The organism is Bacillus sp. EB V-12 (genome assembly GCF_056158125.1).
Genome location: NZ_JBUXJL010000004.1, coordinates 69,409 through 85,620, shown reverse-complemented (window position 1 = coordinate 85,620; position 16,212 = coordinate 69,409). Strand labels below are relative to the sequence as shown.

At 32.5% G+C, this 16,212-nt stretch carries 10 protein-coding genes; 8 read left to right on the top strand and 2 right to left on the bottom strand.

Annotation, left to right across the window (positions count from 1 at the left end; genetic code table 11):
- Nucleotides 1-163: 163 nt before the first annotated feature.
- Entirely contained in the window at nucleotides 164-1,090 is a 927-nt protein-coding gene (locus tag ACZDYH_RS15610; protein ID WP_166695083.1) for an NADP-dependent oxidoreductase, read from the top strand.
- Between the two features lie 121 nt (nucleotides 1,091-1,211).
- On the opposite strand, the gene pdxR is transcribed toward ACZDYH_RS15610, so the two are convergent.
- Complete coding sequence (pdxR, locus tag ACZDYH_RS15605; protein ID WP_006922681.1) at nucleotides 1,212-2,645, bottom strand: MocR-like pyridoxine biosynthesis transcription factor PdxR; 1,434 nt, start codon at nucleotides 2,643-2,645, stop codon at nucleotides 1,212-1,214.
- Nucleotides 2,646-2,793: 148 nt separating this feature from the next.
- On the opposite strand from pdxR, the gene ACZDYH_RS15600 reads away from it, so the two are divergent.
- The gene (locus ACZDYH_RS15600; RefSeq protein WP_000234337.1) at nucleotides 2,794-3,711 is read left to right on the top strand and encodes a DMT family transporter; all 918 of its coding nucleotides are present in this window, start codon (nucleotides 2,794-2,796) and stop codon (nucleotides 3,709-3,711) included.
- Nucleotides 3,712-3,796: 85 nt separating this feature from the next.
- Here ACZDYH_RS15600 and secY read toward each other — a convergent pair whose 3' ends face one another.
- Nucleotides 3,797-5,101 (bottom strand): preprotein translocase subunit SecY, encoded by a 1,305-nt coding sequence (gene secY / locus ACZDYH_RS15595; protein WP_000490135.1) that lies wholly within the window; start codon nucleotides 5,099-5,101, stop codon nucleotides 3,797-3,799.
- A gap of 549 nt (nucleotides 5,102-5,650) precedes the next feature.
- Here secY and ACZDYH_RS15590 point away from each other — a divergent pair.
- The 6 genes from ACZDYH_RS15590 (at nucleotide 5,651) to ACZDYH_RS15565 (ending at nucleotide 16,202) form a co-directional block, all read left to right on the top strand.
- Nucleotides 5,651-6,172: an AraC family transcriptional regulator gene (locus ACZDYH_RS15590; RefSeq protein ID WP_166695082.1), complete on the top strand. Its 522-nt coding sequence runs from the start codon at nucleotides 5,651-5,653 to the stop codon at nucleotides 6,170-6,172.
- Between the two features lie 83 nt (nucleotides 6,173-6,255).
- Nucleotides 6,256-6,771 carry a DinB family protein gene (locus ACZDYH_RS15585; RefSeq protein WP_025709449.1) on the top strand — a complete coding sequence of 172 codons (516 nt, stop codon included), beginning with the start codon at nucleotides 6,256-6,258 and terminating at the stop codon, nucleotides 6,769-6,771.
- Nucleotides 6,772-7,313: 542 nt separating this feature from the next.
- Entirely contained in the window at nucleotides 7,314-9,266 is a 1,953-nt protein-coding gene (locus ACZDYH_RS15580; protein WP_001171052.1) for a bifunctional metallophosphatase/5'-nucleotidase, read from the top strand.
- Between the two features lie 341 nt (nucleotides 9,267-9,607).
- The gene (locus tag ACZDYH_RS15575) at nucleotides 9,608-11,311 is read left to right on the top strand and encodes a M4 family metallopeptidase (RefSeq protein ID WP_166695081.1); all 1,704 of its coding nucleotides are present in this window, start codon (nucleotides 9,608-9,610) and stop codon (nucleotides 11,309-11,311) included.
- Nucleotides 11,312-11,794: 483 nt separating this feature from the next.
- Complete coding sequence (gene pulA, locus ACZDYH_RS15570) at nucleotides 11,795-14,353, top strand: type I pullulanase (RefSeq protein ID WP_166695080.1); 2,559 nt, start codon at nucleotides 11,795-11,797, stop codon at nucleotides 14,351-14,353.
- An 871-nt stretch (nucleotides 14,354-15,224) separates the two neighbouring features.
- Nucleotides 15,225-16,202, top strand: coding sequence for a SagB/ThcOx family dehydrogenase (locus ACZDYH_RS15565; protein WP_016122625.1), 978 nt, complete (start codon nucleotides 15,225-15,227; stop codon nucleotides 16,200-16,202).
- Nucleotides 16,203-16,212: the final 10 nt, after the last annotated feature.

Sequence of the window (16,212 nt, the reverse complement as noted above, 5' to 3'; positions counted from 1 at the left end):
ATTTGCCGGGCAGTAAGAGCCCGATTGGTGAGGAATGATTAAAGTTTTACTTTATAATGCTTTTTGCATAATTACCCCCAAAAATAAGTATATGGTAATTCAAGGCAAAAAATTTTGAGAAATAATTGTATGTTATTAAAATAAACAGTAAGGAGGAGAGGAAATGAAAGCAATTGTTATTGATCGATATGGCAGTGTTGAAGAATTAAAAGAAAGACAAGTTTTAAAACCGGTTGTTAAGAATAATGAGGTATTAATACGTATTCATGCAACATCTGTTAATCCAGTTGATTGGAAAATAAGAAAAGGTGAGTTACAAGAACAGTTACGCTTTTCATTTCCAATCACTTTAGGATTAGATGTAGCTGGAGTTATTGAAGAAGTTGGAGAAGATGTAGAGTGTTTCAATATAGGAGATAAAGTGTTTACGAAACCTGAAAATATAGGAAGCGGCTCTTATGCTGAATTCATTGCAGTACAATTAGATTTAGTATCACATATGCCTAATAATATTAGTTACGAAGAAGCAGCTTCTATTCCTCTTGCAGGACTTACAGCGTGGCAAAGTCTTGTAGATTACGCAAAAATAAAAGAAAATGACCGTGTATTCATTCATGCTGGAGCTGGTGGCGTTGGAAGTTTGGCAATCCAAATCGCAAAATCATTTGGAGCTTTTGTTGCCACGACTGCTAGTAGAAAAAATAAAGAATTTTTACAGTCTTTAGGAGCGGATCTCGTTATTGATTATAAAAAAGATAAATTTGAAGAACTAGTATCAGATTTTGATATTGTGTTAGATACAATAGGTGGCGAAGTGCAAGAAAAAAGTTTTCGAATTATTAAACCTGGTGGTGTTCTAGTTTCCATTGTTCATGAACCACTACAAAAAGTAGAAGGAATAAAATCAGGATTTTTATGGCTAAAACCAAATGGAAAACAATTAGAAGAATTATCAGCTTTAATTGTAAACGGAAAAATCAAACCAATCATAAGTAAAGTGGTGCCATTTAATGAAGCAGGAGTTCGAGAAGCTCATATTTTGAGTGAAGGACAACATGTTAGAGGAAAGATTGTAGTTAAAGTGGAATGATAATCAAGATTACAGCTTATAGAGTAACTAGATTTGAATAACGAAAAAGCTCAACAATAAATAGTATCCCATACTATACATTTTCGGGTATTATTTATTGTTGGCTAATGTGATATTGCTTCTAACAAATACTTTTTCGTATTGTATCATGTAATTTCTCTAATCCAATTTCCATATCTTTCTCGTTTAACATTGAATAGCTAATTCTTAATTGGTTATCATTTGTTTCGTAGTTTAATAGACAAGCTGTTCCTGGTAAAAAAGAGACATCTACTTCATTTGCTTTTTGTAATAAGGTAAAGGGATCTATCGAATCAGGTAGTGTCACCCATAAATTAAAACCTCCATTTGGTATTTCAAAGTGTAGTTCTTTTAATGGCGATAATATATCAATTGTTAAATCACGTCTCATTTGTAAAGCTGTACGTAATTTTTCTAAATGGTTTTTCATACGTTCTGCACGTAAAAACGGTAGAAGTGCCTTTTGTGTTAATAAAGGACTACCGATATCCATTGAACCTTTTACTGCATATAGCCATTCAAAAATAGGACCATCGGCAATAAGTGCTGCAATACGCAGTCCTGGTGCTAACGTTTTACTAAATCCTTTTATATATATTACGTGGCCATCCTTATCAAAACTTTTGATTGGGGGCGGGATTATAGCATCCTCAAAATATATTTCTCCGAAAGAATCATCTTCAATAATAAAAAATTGATATAGCTCCGATAGTTCTATAAGTTCCATTCTTCGTTCTTTACTCATTACTGTACCTGTCGGATTCTGGAAGGTGGGATTCGTATACAATAAAACGGGATTTTTACTTTGACAAATATCATCAATTAAGTCGGAGCGAACTCCATGATTATCAAGAGAAACGGGAATGATTTGAACACCTTTATTGATGAAAATATCAAGCGCAGCACTGTAACATGGACTTTCTACCAATACAATATCTCCAGGTTTTAATAATGTTTGAGCAATTAAATCAATTCCTTGTTGTGCGCCGCTTGTAATTAATAATTGAGATGGGTCTGTCACTAATTTCTGGTGTTCATGTAAGTAATTTGCTATTTCAACTCGCAATTCATAATCGCCTTGAACTGGCCCATAAGTTGCTAACAACATCGGATTTTTATCCAGCAATTTATGCATTTCATCTGCCAAAAATGGATTTGGTAACAGACGAGGATACAGAATTGCTTGTGAAAAATTATAATATTTACGGTGCTTATTCATTGCATATTGAGAACGCATAACATTAATCGTTTTCGTTTGTTGCCATTTATACGGAATTGGTTTGAAATCTTTCTTTACCCGTTTATATATGTAAGCACCTTTTCCTTGTTCGATGCGTATATACCCTTTCGTTTCTAACTGTTTATACGCTTTACGAACTGTTAATACATTGATTTGTAAATCTGTGGCCATACAACGTAAAGAAGGAAGAGATTCACCATGTGAAAGCATACCACTTTGTATTCTGTCAACAATTTGCATATATATTTGCTTGTAATACGGTATGTTTGTTTCTTTACGCAATACAATTTTCATAGGTTCACCTATTTTTCTTTTTAACTTAATTAAAGCGAAAAATATATAGGGAATCAACTACAACTTGAAGTAACTGTTATATGTACCGATACACTGTTATACACCATAGCCTCTATACTCATTCTAAGAGTAAAAAGGAGGAAGCAAAATGGTCATTTTTAATTACATTTTAGTATGTATTATTTTCGGGACAACATTTTTAACGATAAAAATTGGAATTGAAGCAGGGGCGCCACCGTTGTTTTCAGCAGGAATTCGCTTCTTTTTAGCGGGCATAATCCTTATGATTATTTTTAAATTAAAGCGAAAAGAAATTATGCCACATATATTTTCAAAACGCATTATGTATGCTGGATTTTGTTTAACATTTATGACATTCGCAAGTTTATATTGGTCAGAACAATATATTTCTTCGGGATTAGCTGCTGTTCTTTCTGCTACGGGACCAATGATGATTTTATTAATACAAGCAAAGAGGAATAGGGAGAAATTACAAAAGGAACAACTCGTTGCTTTAGTTATTGCACTAATAGGTGTTATATTTGTTTCTTTACCAGGAATGCATCAACAAGTAAGTTTCATATGGAGTATTGCTTGTATTGTTTTAGTTATAGGGGAGTTATTTTACGGAATAGGCTCTATTCGTTCGAAAGAAATACTGTCAGATTTATCAAATGTATCACCATTTCTTATTAACGGTATTCAAATGTTTTATGGAGGGATTTTACTACTAATCGCATCTATTATTGTAGAACAACCAAATGTAACCGTATTAACTTCATGGAGTGTGCAATGGCCTATTTTATATCTCATATTTATCGGATCGATTGGTGGACACGGATTATATTACTGGCTCTTATCAAAAACAAATCCAGTATTTCCATCGACGTGGTTATATGTATCACCATTAATTGCAATAATTGTGGGATATATCATTTTAGGAGAACCTTTAAATCCTACAATGGGAATGGGGGCTTGTCTTATATTGATTGGTGTATTTTTGGCCAATCGTTCAACACTACGGACTTATTTCAAAAAAGGGCGGTTATTAGAGAAGGAGATGTAGTTTAATAAAGCAACAGCCCTGTATATTACAGGACTGATAAAATCAAAAACACAGTTGAAAAAATAACCAACTGTGTTTTTGATAATTAATTCACTTTTTTAATAAAGCCTTTATAATGACGTTTTACAAGCTGGCTTTCTAACGTCTTCATAGTTTCTAGTGCTACACCGACAATGATAAGTAAGCTTGTACCACCAATTTGAGCAGAAGGTGGTAACGTAGCAATTTTCGTGAATACGAGCGGTAATATAGAAATAGCACCTAAGAAAATTGCACCGATAAATGTTAAACGGTATAGAATTTTAGTTACATATTGTTCAGTTGCTTTACCAGGACGAATACCAGGAACATATCCATTTTGCTTTTTCAAATTCTCAGCCATTTGTTCAGGATTTACTTGAATAAATGCGTAGAAGTATGTGAAAGCAACAATAAGACCGACATAAAGTGTCATTCCAATTGGATGTGCGAAATCAAGATTTGCAACTAACCATTTTGATACGCTTGAATCAGGGAAGAGCTGCGCAATTGTACGCGGCGTCATTAAAAATGCAGAAGCAAAGATAACTGGTATAACACCAGCACTATTTACTTTAAGCGGTAAATGAGTGTTTTTTGCTCCTTGATATTGATTGTTTCCTGAAACAGCTTTTGCATATTGGATCGGTATTTTACGTACAGCTTGTTGAATGTAAATAACACCAACAACTATCGCTAAAATTACGAGTCCAATTAAAACAATTTTTATTATGTGCATAAATAGCTGATCGCCAGCATTTTGGAATTGTTGTAAATAAATTTGATTTGCAACATTTGGAATCGCAGCAACAAGACCTGCGAAGATAATCATCGAAATACCATTACCAACTCCGTTAGCGGTAATTTGTTCGCCTAACCAAAGTAAAAATGCAGTACCTGCAGTTAAAACTGTCGCAATAAATAAGTATGTAGTCCAGCTTTGATCTGTTATTAATTGTCCACCTGCTATATTATTAAAGCCATAAGACATTCCGATGGCCTGTATGAATGCGAGAATGATTGTAAAGTATCGAGTGAATTGAGCTGATTTCTTACGGCCCATTTCTCCTTGCTTTGCCCATTCCGAAAATTTAGGTATAACATCCATTTGTAGTAACTGTACTATGATGGAAGCTGTAATATATGGTGTAATACCTACAGCAAAGATTGAGAAGTGTTGCAATGCTCCTCCGCCAAATACGTTTAACATACCTAGAACGTTAGCTTGATCTTGTACTTTTAATACCTCTGCGTTAGTATGAGGAACTGGAATAAACGTGCCAATTCGAAAAACGATTAACATCGCTAGTGTAAAAAGGATTTTCCTTCTTATCTCAGCTACTCTCATGAAATTTGAAATCGTACGAAACATTATGTCGCCTCCTATATTTTTATCAGTAAAAAACTGATTATTATACCCTATGAAGTAACCACAAACCTCCTTCCGCACTAAATTCATTTGACAAATGGATTTTCATACACTTTGTAGTTTTCACGGATATAAAAATATAAGGTGTTATATAAGCGACCTATACACTTCACGTAATCATTCAATACCCATAATATATCGAATAAATTAACAAATGTACATACATACGCATTAAAAATGAATAAATAGGGTCATTTTTTACATTTATTTAATGATAAATTGATAGGACATTATACTGGTAAATGCGCTTCGTATATTCCTTTAATCAATTAAAATCCTCCACCTTTTAAAAAGAATGTAAAATCAAATAAAAGTATGAAAGTACATACTACTTTAGTAGTAATAGTAATCAATTATATTTCAATTCAAATTCATCTCCCGCTGATTAAAGTTTCACTTTATATGATTAGAGAATTCTTTTTATTTAAGAAGGAATAAATGTTAAAGAAAGCTAATTAAACAGTGTACATATTTATAGGGGAGAAGATATAAATGAAAGTTGTTATAAAAAAATTACCACCATTAGAAGTAGCGTATATAAGACGAACTGGTAGCTACTTTGAACCGCAAGATCACTGGGGAAAGTTACTGAATTGGTCAATTGAAAATAAACTGTATCCACCAGAGCAATCATTTATCGGAATATCATTGGATAATCCTGAACTTGTTGCAAGTCATAAGTGCCGGCATGATGCATGTATTACGATTCCTGAAAACTTCGATAAAGAAAAGTATCATACTGTGCAATTTAAAAGATTAGATGGAGGTACATATGGTCTATTCCAGTTCTATGATGAACCTCATAAATTAAGTGAAGCGTATCAATACATGTATGCAGAGTGGCTACCAAATAGTGAGTATGATGCAGATTATGATAGAGATAATTTAGAGTTTTGCTTAAATAATGTTGCTGAAGATCTAGAAGGAAAGTTAAAGGTTGATTTATTTGTGCCAATTAAAAATATATATAAAACAAATAACTTCATTTGTGGTTTTAAAATGAAATTGGAATAGTAGTGAAAGAAAATCTTTTTTCGAAGATAATATTTCTAGCGTAGAAATTTAAGTATGTAGGCTGCAATGAAAGGAGAATCCACATGGATACAATTGTAAATGACAAGTTTTATGAAACGAGAAATCAATTAGTTGAGGAAATTACTTTGTTGAGTAATGCTCAATTTAATAGGAAACCAGATAAGGATAAATGGAGTATTGCACAAGTTTGTCATCATTTAGTTTTATTAGATGAGAGAGTGATAACAGTTATTTCGTCAGGATTAAAAAAGTTAGATAGTACCCAAAATGAGCGTAAAGAAATTCACACTATTTTATTAGATAGAACGAAAAAGTTTATAGCTCCAGAAATGATTGAACCAAGTATAGAACCATTTGAAGTGCAGCAAATGCTCAATATGCTAAGCAAATCAAGAAAAGAATTGATGCGTTTCCTGAGTACAATAGAAGATGAGTCTGTATTAGCGAAAAAATCAGTGATGCATCCAGCTCTTGGAGAATTGCCCCTTGATCAGTGGATAGAACTGATCTATTTGCATGAACAGCGTCATATGTTACAAATCAAAGAGATAAAATTGCTTTGTGAAATTGAAAAGTAAAAATTATTCCCTATTTATTATCGATACGTATTATAAACAGGGAAAACGGTTGATTCTTATTGATTCAGAAGAAACCAAAAATAGAATGAAATTAGTTGAAAGTAACCAATAAGCTTAAGAAAATATGAAACTATCCGATTTTCTGTATAAGTGTAACCCCCGTCTTAAATGAAGAGCGGGGTTATTTTTTTGAAAGTGTTTTTATTTAGAAGGAGATAAATCAGTAACGAAATTCAAAAAATTAATCATCATAACATATTGTATATGCCCGTTTTAATAAATTGAAATGATGATTTTTATGATGATAAATGATATGTCCTTATTTTGAAAGTACACTTCACACTCTTAAGAAAGGGGTATTCTGTCAGGACATGATAAAATACAATTCTGTTAGAGGATGTATGCAATTTATTCTCTTTATTTTTGCAACAGAACCACCTTCAAAATTATCTTTTGTAGTTGAAGTTTCCTGAATAATAAGTTACATTTTTAAAGTTCAAGCAACTTTATGAAAGTACAAAAAGGGGAGAAATATTATTATTATGCAAAAAATGAAATGGAAGAACTTTGTATGTTACTTTGTAATTCTATTACTGCTTGGAACAGCAGTAATAGTCAAACCACCTATCTCTAAGGCTGAGGAATCTGAAGTTAATATCACATTGTTAGGTACTGCAGATATTCATGGTAGATTTATGCCTTGGGATTATGCGCTTGATGGAGCAAATATGAGTGGAAGTTTGACACAGCTTTATACGGTTATAAAGAAGGTCCGTCAAGAAAATCCAAATACCATATTAGTAGATGCCGGGGATACAATTCAAGGAAACTCAGTAGAATTATTCAACGATAAGCCACAATCGCCAATGATGGTAGCGATGAATACAATGGGATATGACGCCTGGGCATTTGGAAATCATGAATTCAACTTTGGATTAGATACATTGAAAAAAGTTAGTGAGCAATATAAGGGAAAAACGTTAGCAGGAAATATTTATAAGGAAAATGGAGAGCGCTTTCTTCCTGCATATACAATTGTAGAAAAAGGTGGAATTAAAGTTGGGATTATTGGTATGAATACACCAATGATTAGTGATTTTGAAAAAGGGACAGATCACTTAAATGGTTTAGTGGTGAAAAATCCGGTAGAAGAGACGAAAAAGGCAATTAAGGAATTAGAAGGTAAAGTAGATGTAATGGTAGGAGTTATGCATATGGGATTAGAAAATGAGAATGGTATCCCTGGTACTGGTGTTCAAGATATTGCAAATGCTTGTCCGGAACTAAGCGCTATTTTTGCGGCTCACATGCATAAACTTGTAAAAAAAGAAGTTGTAAATGGCGTAATTATTACAGAACCAGATAAATATGGAACACATATTTCACGTATTGACCTTACTTTTACAAAGCAAGATGGGAAGTTGGCTTTAAAAAATAAAACTGCTACCGCTATACCTGTAAAAAATGCTGATGGAACAACGATATTATCTGATCCTACACTTGAAGAAACATTAACACCTTTTCACGAATATGCGAGAGGAGATGCAAATGTTGTAGTCGCTCAATTAAAGGGTAGAAATCTTGTTCCTGAAAATGAAATAAAGGGTATTCCAAGTGTTCAGATTCAAGAAACACCTTTATCAGATTTCTTTCATGAAGTCATGCTCTACTACAGTAAAGCAGATGTAGTAGCCCATCAAATTGATAATGATTATGCCCGTTTAGATATAGGTCCTATTAAGAAAAAAGATATTGCGTACAATTACCAATATGCCTTGGGAGAAATTACAGTATATAAGATTTCTGGAAAAGATTTAAAAGACTATATGGAATGGGCAGCAGGATATTTTAACTCATCTCGTGCCGGAGATGTAACCGTTAGCTTTGATAAAACCCGCCGTGCCTCTAAATACAGTACGAACGATTTCTTTGGAGGCGTAAAATACGAAATTGACTTAACAAAACCATATGGAAGTAGAATTACAAATTTACGCTCTATTCGTACAAACAAACCAATCAAAATGAGCGATGCTATGACGCTGGGAATGAATGCATATAGAATGGAGGCTCTTCAGGCAAAAGGAGGAGCTTTAGAGGGGCGTAAGTTTGAACAAATTTGGTCATCTAAACAAGAGAATGCATTTGGAGAAACAGGTGGGACCATTCGTAACCTTGCTATTACATATTTAAAAGAGGTAAAGAACGGTGTATACACGCCAAAAGTTATGCGTAATTGGAAAATTACTGGTGTAGATTTACATTCTTCAGAGCATAAGGCGGTAGTTGATCTTGTGAATAAAGGGATTTTAGAAATTCCAAAAACAGAAGACGGAAAATACACAAATATAGCATCTATAAATACGAAAGACTCAATTTCAAAAGAAGAGATTATATTACTCTCACAAAAAGCAAATATTAATCCAAATCAGTTTAATCATGTAAAGACAAAAGGTGAATTTTACAAAAAACTTAGTAGGATTACTAAAAAAATATAAATTATAAAATTTCTTATAGTAATTGTTATTTTAATAGCATGAAACCCACTCTTAAAATAGTTAAGAGTGGGTTTTTATGTTGTTATTTAGATATAAGTATACTTTTATTAGAATGAATATAGATAATTAATAACTAACCAATTGGATGAGCGTCTTAGGGAGCTCTTTTTTATTGAAATTAATGCATTTATATGAGTTGTTCTTTAATTGTAGCATCATCCTTAATTTATGTAATTTTGCATAATGTTACATAAATTGTGTATTTTCTCTTTTTTTTAGACATTAATAGACAGTATACTTTGTACAAGCTTTCTATTTCAAAAATTATACGAGGTGAAATAATGAAAAACAAAAAGACATTAACTAAGGTAGCATTAACAACAGGATTAGCTTTAACAGCTGTGGCACCATATGGGGTAGGTCATGCAGAGGAAACAGATCAACTACAAGTTCAAATTCAGGAGGAATCGTTCCGTTCGGGTGAACTTACACAGCCGTCACAAAAGGCACCAGAAAATGTAGTAAAGGATGCACTTAAGGAGAAAACAGAACAAGCTCTGTCCCAAAAACAAGTCAATGGAGAAGCAGGAGTAGATTATAAAGTCCTTCAAAAACGTGGTTCGTATGATGGAACTACACTTGTGCGTATGCAGCAAACATACGAAGGAAAAGAAGTATATGGACATCAATTAACTGCACACGTAGATAATAAGGGTGTTATTAAAAGTGTTTCAGGCGATAGCGCGCAAAATTTAAAACAAGAAGAATTGAAAAAAACTATTAATCTATCAAAAGATGAAGCAAAACAATATATTTATACGAAATACGGGAACAATATCAAGTTTATTTCTGAGCCAGAAGTTAAAGAGGTTATTTTTGTTGATGAAAATAATGGACAAGCTAGCAATGCATACCAAGTTACCTTCGAAGCTGCAACACCAAACTATATTTCTGGTACTTATTTAGTAAATGCACAAAATGGTGATATGTTAAAAAATATGGTAAAAGAATCTAACTTAAAAGCAAGTGAAAAACTAGTTGGAGCCTTAAAGAAAAGTAAACAAAGCAGTCTTACATCATTAACCGGAACAGGAAAAGATGATTTAGGTATTAATCGTTCATTTGGTATCTCTAAACAAAGTAATGGCAAATATGCTCTTGCTGATTATACAAGAGGGCAAGGCATTGAAACATATGATGTGAATTACAGAGATATTACTAAAGAAGAAAGCTATTATCCTGGTACATTAGCGACAAGTACTTCGGCAACATTTAACGATCCAAAAGCAGTAAGTGCTCATTACTTAGCAACAAAAGTATTTGATTTTTATAAAGATAAATACAAGCGTAATAGCTTTGATAATAAGGGACAAAAGGTAGTTTCAGTTGTACACGCTTGGGATTCTGAAGAGACGAATGATCCGAAAAATTGGCAGAATGCATTAAGTGCTAATAATGGAAGTATGCTTGTATATGGCGATCCTATTGTTAAAGCATATGACGTAGCTGGACATGAATTTACACATGCTGTTACTTCTAGCGAATCTAATCTTGAATATTACGGGGAATCCGGTGCGATTAATGAGGCGCTATCTGATATTATGGGAACATCTATTGAGAAATACGTAAATAATGGAAACTTTAACTGGACAATGGGAGAACAAACGGGATCTGTTTTCCGTGATATGGAAAACCCAGCTTCTGTGCCATCTTCACTTGGAGTGCCTTATCCAGATGATTACAGTGAATTTAACGATTTTAATGGATGGGATCAAGGCGGTGTTCATTTTAATTCAAGTATTATTAATAAAGTTGCGTATCTGATTGCAAAAGGCGGAACTCATAACGGAGTAACTGTTAAAGGAATTGGTGAAGATAAAATGTTTGATATTTTCTATTATGCAAATACAGATGAGTTAAACATGACTTCTAATTTCAAAGAATTGAGATCAGCATGTATTCGAGTGGCAACTAATAAATATGGTGCGAATACAGCTGAAGTTCAAGCAGTTCAAAAAGCATTTGATGCAGCAAAAATTAAGTAATTTAGAAATATAGTTATCATTCATATATTAATACATTATGAAAAACAGCTAATGTCATTTTAAGGATATTAGCTGTTTTTTACGTAGCAATGTATTATTGAAAATAAACTGACTAAGCAATAATGAGGCACTTTACCTGTAAGAAGTTGTGACAAATAAATAAGGTTTAAAATATATAAAAACAGAAAATTAATAATATATTGACCTCTTGATAGAAAGTCTATAAAATGAAAGCGATAACAAACGATTGCTTTAAAATGATTTCCCTGATCTTTTAGCATTTACAAACATATGAAGGCATAAACAAATCTATTTTTTTAAGTACTAATGCAAACGTTTTCGTATTAAAAGGTCATTGAAATACATACGTGAAAATAGCCAATATGGAGGTGAAGTAAAAGAGATTTCTAGATTAATTTAAGCAGTGTTATGTAGTGAAAGCATAATAAATCGTTAGTAATATTTGAAGAAAGGGTGTATGTGGTGCAAATTATAAAAAGATTAATTAACAAAACAGTTTTATTACTTACTTTAATCGTTATGTTATCATCTGTTTTCTCCTTTCAGAGTGTGAAGGCAGTTTCAAATTCGAAAACAACTGAAATTATCATTCATTACAAAGAAAAGCTTGGAAATACAAAAGACTGGAATCTTTGGTTATGGGGAGAAAATGCAAATGGTACATCTTATGAATTTACTGGTGAAGATGAATTTGGAAAATACGCTAAGATAAAAATAGACGGTGACTATAATCGTGTAGGATTTATAGTTCGAACAAATGAATGGGAAAAAGATGGTGGGGATCGTTGGATTGAAAATATAAAGGACGGTCGTGCTGAAGTATGGATTCTTTCGGGTGATGAAAAAGTATATAATTCTAAGCCATCATCGGATCTCTCAATTCAAAAAGCAACTATTGATAGTTTCCATGAAATTACTGTAACGACTAATGTCCCGTTTCATATTAGGGAAAAGAAAATTGAAATTGAAGGCATTAAAATTAAGAATATTACTCCTTATGATATAAACAGTGGAGATATTACTAATAAGGTCAAAATAATTACGGAACAGAAAATTGATTTAAAACAAACATACAAAGTTAAAATAGAAAACTTAGCTGATACGAATACTGAAATTGGTAAAGTCATTCGTAGCGAAGAATTTGATAATTTATTTTATTATGGTGGTAACGATTTAGGAAATACATATACTCCGCAACATACAAAGTTTCGTTTATGGGCTCCTACTGCAAGCGAAGCGAAGTTAGTTACATATAAAAACTGGAACGATAAAATAGGTGCTGAAATAAACATGCAACAAGGTGAAAAGGGAACTTGGACAGCAGAACTAAAGGGGAACCAAAAAGGGCTCTTTTATACGTATAAGGTCAAAATTGGTGATAAGTGGACTGAAGCGGTTGATCCATATGTGCGTGCTGCTTCTGTAAATGGGGATAAAGGTGCAGTCGTTAATTTAGAAGAAACAAATCCTAAAAAATGGAAAGCAAACAAAAAGCCAAAATTTAAAAATCCGGAAGATGCTATTATTTATGAGTTACATGTACGCGATCTTTCCATTCAATCTGAAAGTGGTATTAAACAGAAAGGGAAGTATTTAGGTGTAACAGAAAAAGGAACAAAAGGGCCAGAAGGTGTAAAAACAGGACTTGATCATATAAAGGATCTTGGTGTTACTCACGTTCAGTTTTTACCGATATTTGATTATGCTTCTGTAAATGAAGAGACTTTAAATGAACCGCAATATAACTGGGGATATGATCCTAAAAATTTCAATGTTCCAGAAGGCTCCTATTCTACAAATCCTTATGAGCCGACTGTGCGAATAACTGAATTAAAGCAAATGGTTCAAACACTACATGATAATAATCTTCGAGTGGTGATGGATGTAGTATATAACCATATGTATAACGCTGCTGAATCTAATTTCCATAAGTTAGTTCCAGGTTATTATTATCGTTACAATGAAGATGGAACATTTGCAAATGGAACTGGAGTAGGAAATGATACTGCTTCAGAAAGAAAAATGATGAGGAAATTTATGATAGATTCCGTCACATATTGGGCAAAAGAATACAATTTAGATGGATTCCGTTTTGATTTAATGGGTATTCATGATTATGAAACGATGAATGAAATACGTAAAGCTGTTAATCAAATTGACCCTTCTATTATACTACACGGAGAAGGATGGGATTTAAATACACCTCTTGCAGCTGAGCTGAAAGCAAATCAAAAAAATGCAGAGAAAATGAAAGGGATTGCTCATTTTAACGATAATATACGTGATGGGTTAAAAGGTAGTGTATTTGAGGAAAAAGAAAATGGTTTTATAAATGGAAAGGAAAACATGGAAGATCGTATTAAAAAAGGTATTACGGCAGGTATTGACTACGATACAAATTCGTCTACCTATCAAGATCCAGAGCAGGTGCTAACTTATGTGGAAGCACATGACAATCATACATTATGGGATAAACTTGAGTTAACTAATCCAGGTGACAGCGATGAAGTGCGAACACAAATGCACAAATTGTCTTCTTCGATTTTATTAACATCACAAGGAATTCCATTTTTACATGCAGGGCAAGAGTTTATGCGGACGAAATACGGTGATCATAATAGTTACAAATCTCCAGACTCAATTAACCAGATGGATTGGCTGCGCCGTGCAACGTTTAATAATGAAGTAGATTATATGAAGGGTTTAATAGAATTACGCAAAAAGTACTCAGCTTTTCGAATGACATCTGCAGAGCAAATAAAAACACACGTATCATTTATTGATGCTCCAAAAAATACTGTAGCTTATATAATAGAGGGGAATAAACATGAATACTTTACAGTGGCTCACAATGCAAATAGAGAAGCTGTTGAAATAACACTTCCATCGAAAGGGCCTTGGAAAGTACTAGTAGATGGCAAGCAGGCGGGAAGTAAACTACTTTATGTTGTCCATGACAATAAAATTAAAGTTCCTGCATTAAGTTCATTTGTCTTAAAAACAGAGAAACCGATTAAATAAAAGCGAAGAATGTGGAAATAAATACTGCATTGAGCAAATTTAACAAGGATTGCAAATGAAAAAAGCGAAGTGAAGATTATTCTCACTTCGCTTTTAAAGTTAATGTAATATAATTTCACATACTGTAATTATATTACAATTTAATAAAAGAAATAAGCAATAGATTATTTCTTTTATGACAGTAGGAGGAGAAGATATCTTTGAGTTTATTTATAAAATTACCTGAAATACATTCGTAATTCATATAATGTTTATTATATATTCGAACATATAACGAACTAGATGTTCGAGTTGTATTAACTCCTACAAATCGTTTAAAAATAACAAAGGCGTAAAAAGTATATGGAATTAAAATAGAGAAAAGACACCATTCAAGGTGTCTTTTCTCTATTTTGAATATGAAATGTAAGTAACTCGATTGTATGTAATAGTATGTGATATTTTCACACTAACTGATTAAGAAAAATTTAAAACTCTTTTCTTAATCTATTTGTAATAAATTACATCATAAAATTTTATCGATATAATAAATAAAACTTTCTCAACATTATTTGATTTAATAACTATATTCAACCGCTCTCCAATCCATTACAATAATTTCACATTGGAAATACATGAATATTCTCAATGTTACAAATGGTTTATACCTTATAGGATTACTATGGGAAAGGATGTGAAATATCCAAAAAGAAATCATTTTTTATGATGAAATAAAAAATTTTAATGAAGAAAAAGTTATTTCATTATTTTCAAGTTTCGTTAAAGTGCATGTATTTATAATCACTATGAGACAAGGAGCAGAATCCGAAAAAATTTTTGTAAATTAGAAAATTGCATTTCAAAAATAAGTTAAATGTTTATGGAGGGTTATATGAGCGAGAAAATTTATTACTGGTCTCCGATTAAGCATTGGGAGAAGTTGCATAATGAAGTTTTGATAGGGGAAATGAGATTTACAGGTATTCTGTCTGAGTGGTTTCCAGATTTTTATTTTATGGCTCAAAAAGGTGTGAAAATTAGTGAACTAGTAGAGCGCTTTTCGTTAGGAAATGTAGAAGAGACACAAAAAAACATAGAGCTCATGATAAAAAATCGTGTGTTAGTAAGTAATATATTACACCCAAGAGAAGTATTTTCTTCACAAGAAAAGATTTTTTCAAATCCATATAGCAACCAGATTCGCTTTTCTAAAGAAAAGTTAGATAAGTATATGAGTAAACAATTAAATCGCACGCACGTTGCTGCACGGTCGACCGAAATTCAACTTGAAACAACAAATGAGCTACCTACTATAATCAAGGAACGTAGGTCTTGTCGTCAATTTGATATGGAAAAACATATTAGTTTTTCGGAATTTTCCCGATTCTTATCAACTCTAAAACAGGTTAGGGAAGAAAAAATATACTATCATTACGCAAGTGCAGGCGGGCTCTATCCCATTGATATCTTTGTTTATGTAAAACCAAAACGTATAGAGGATATGAAAGCTGGATTTTATTATTATAATCCATCAAAAAATAGTCTTGTGATTGTAAACAACATTGATCAAGTAATCAAAAGTGATCATGAGTTAATTAATCAGGATTTATTTACTCAATCTGCCTTCTCAGTTTATTTGGTTTATAATGCGAACGCTTCCATCCCGAAATACGGTTCAGATGGATATTTATTTGCTTGTATTGAGTCAGGCATTATCACTGCTACCTTAAATATGGTTGCTGAGACATTAAATTTAGGGGTTTGTTCAGTCGGTCATATGAAATTTGAAGATATTCAGCAATTTTTATGTTTGGATAATCATCAAGTGTTTCTTCATGGGCTTGAAGTTGGCTTGAAAATTAACGAGTAGAAGAAATGAA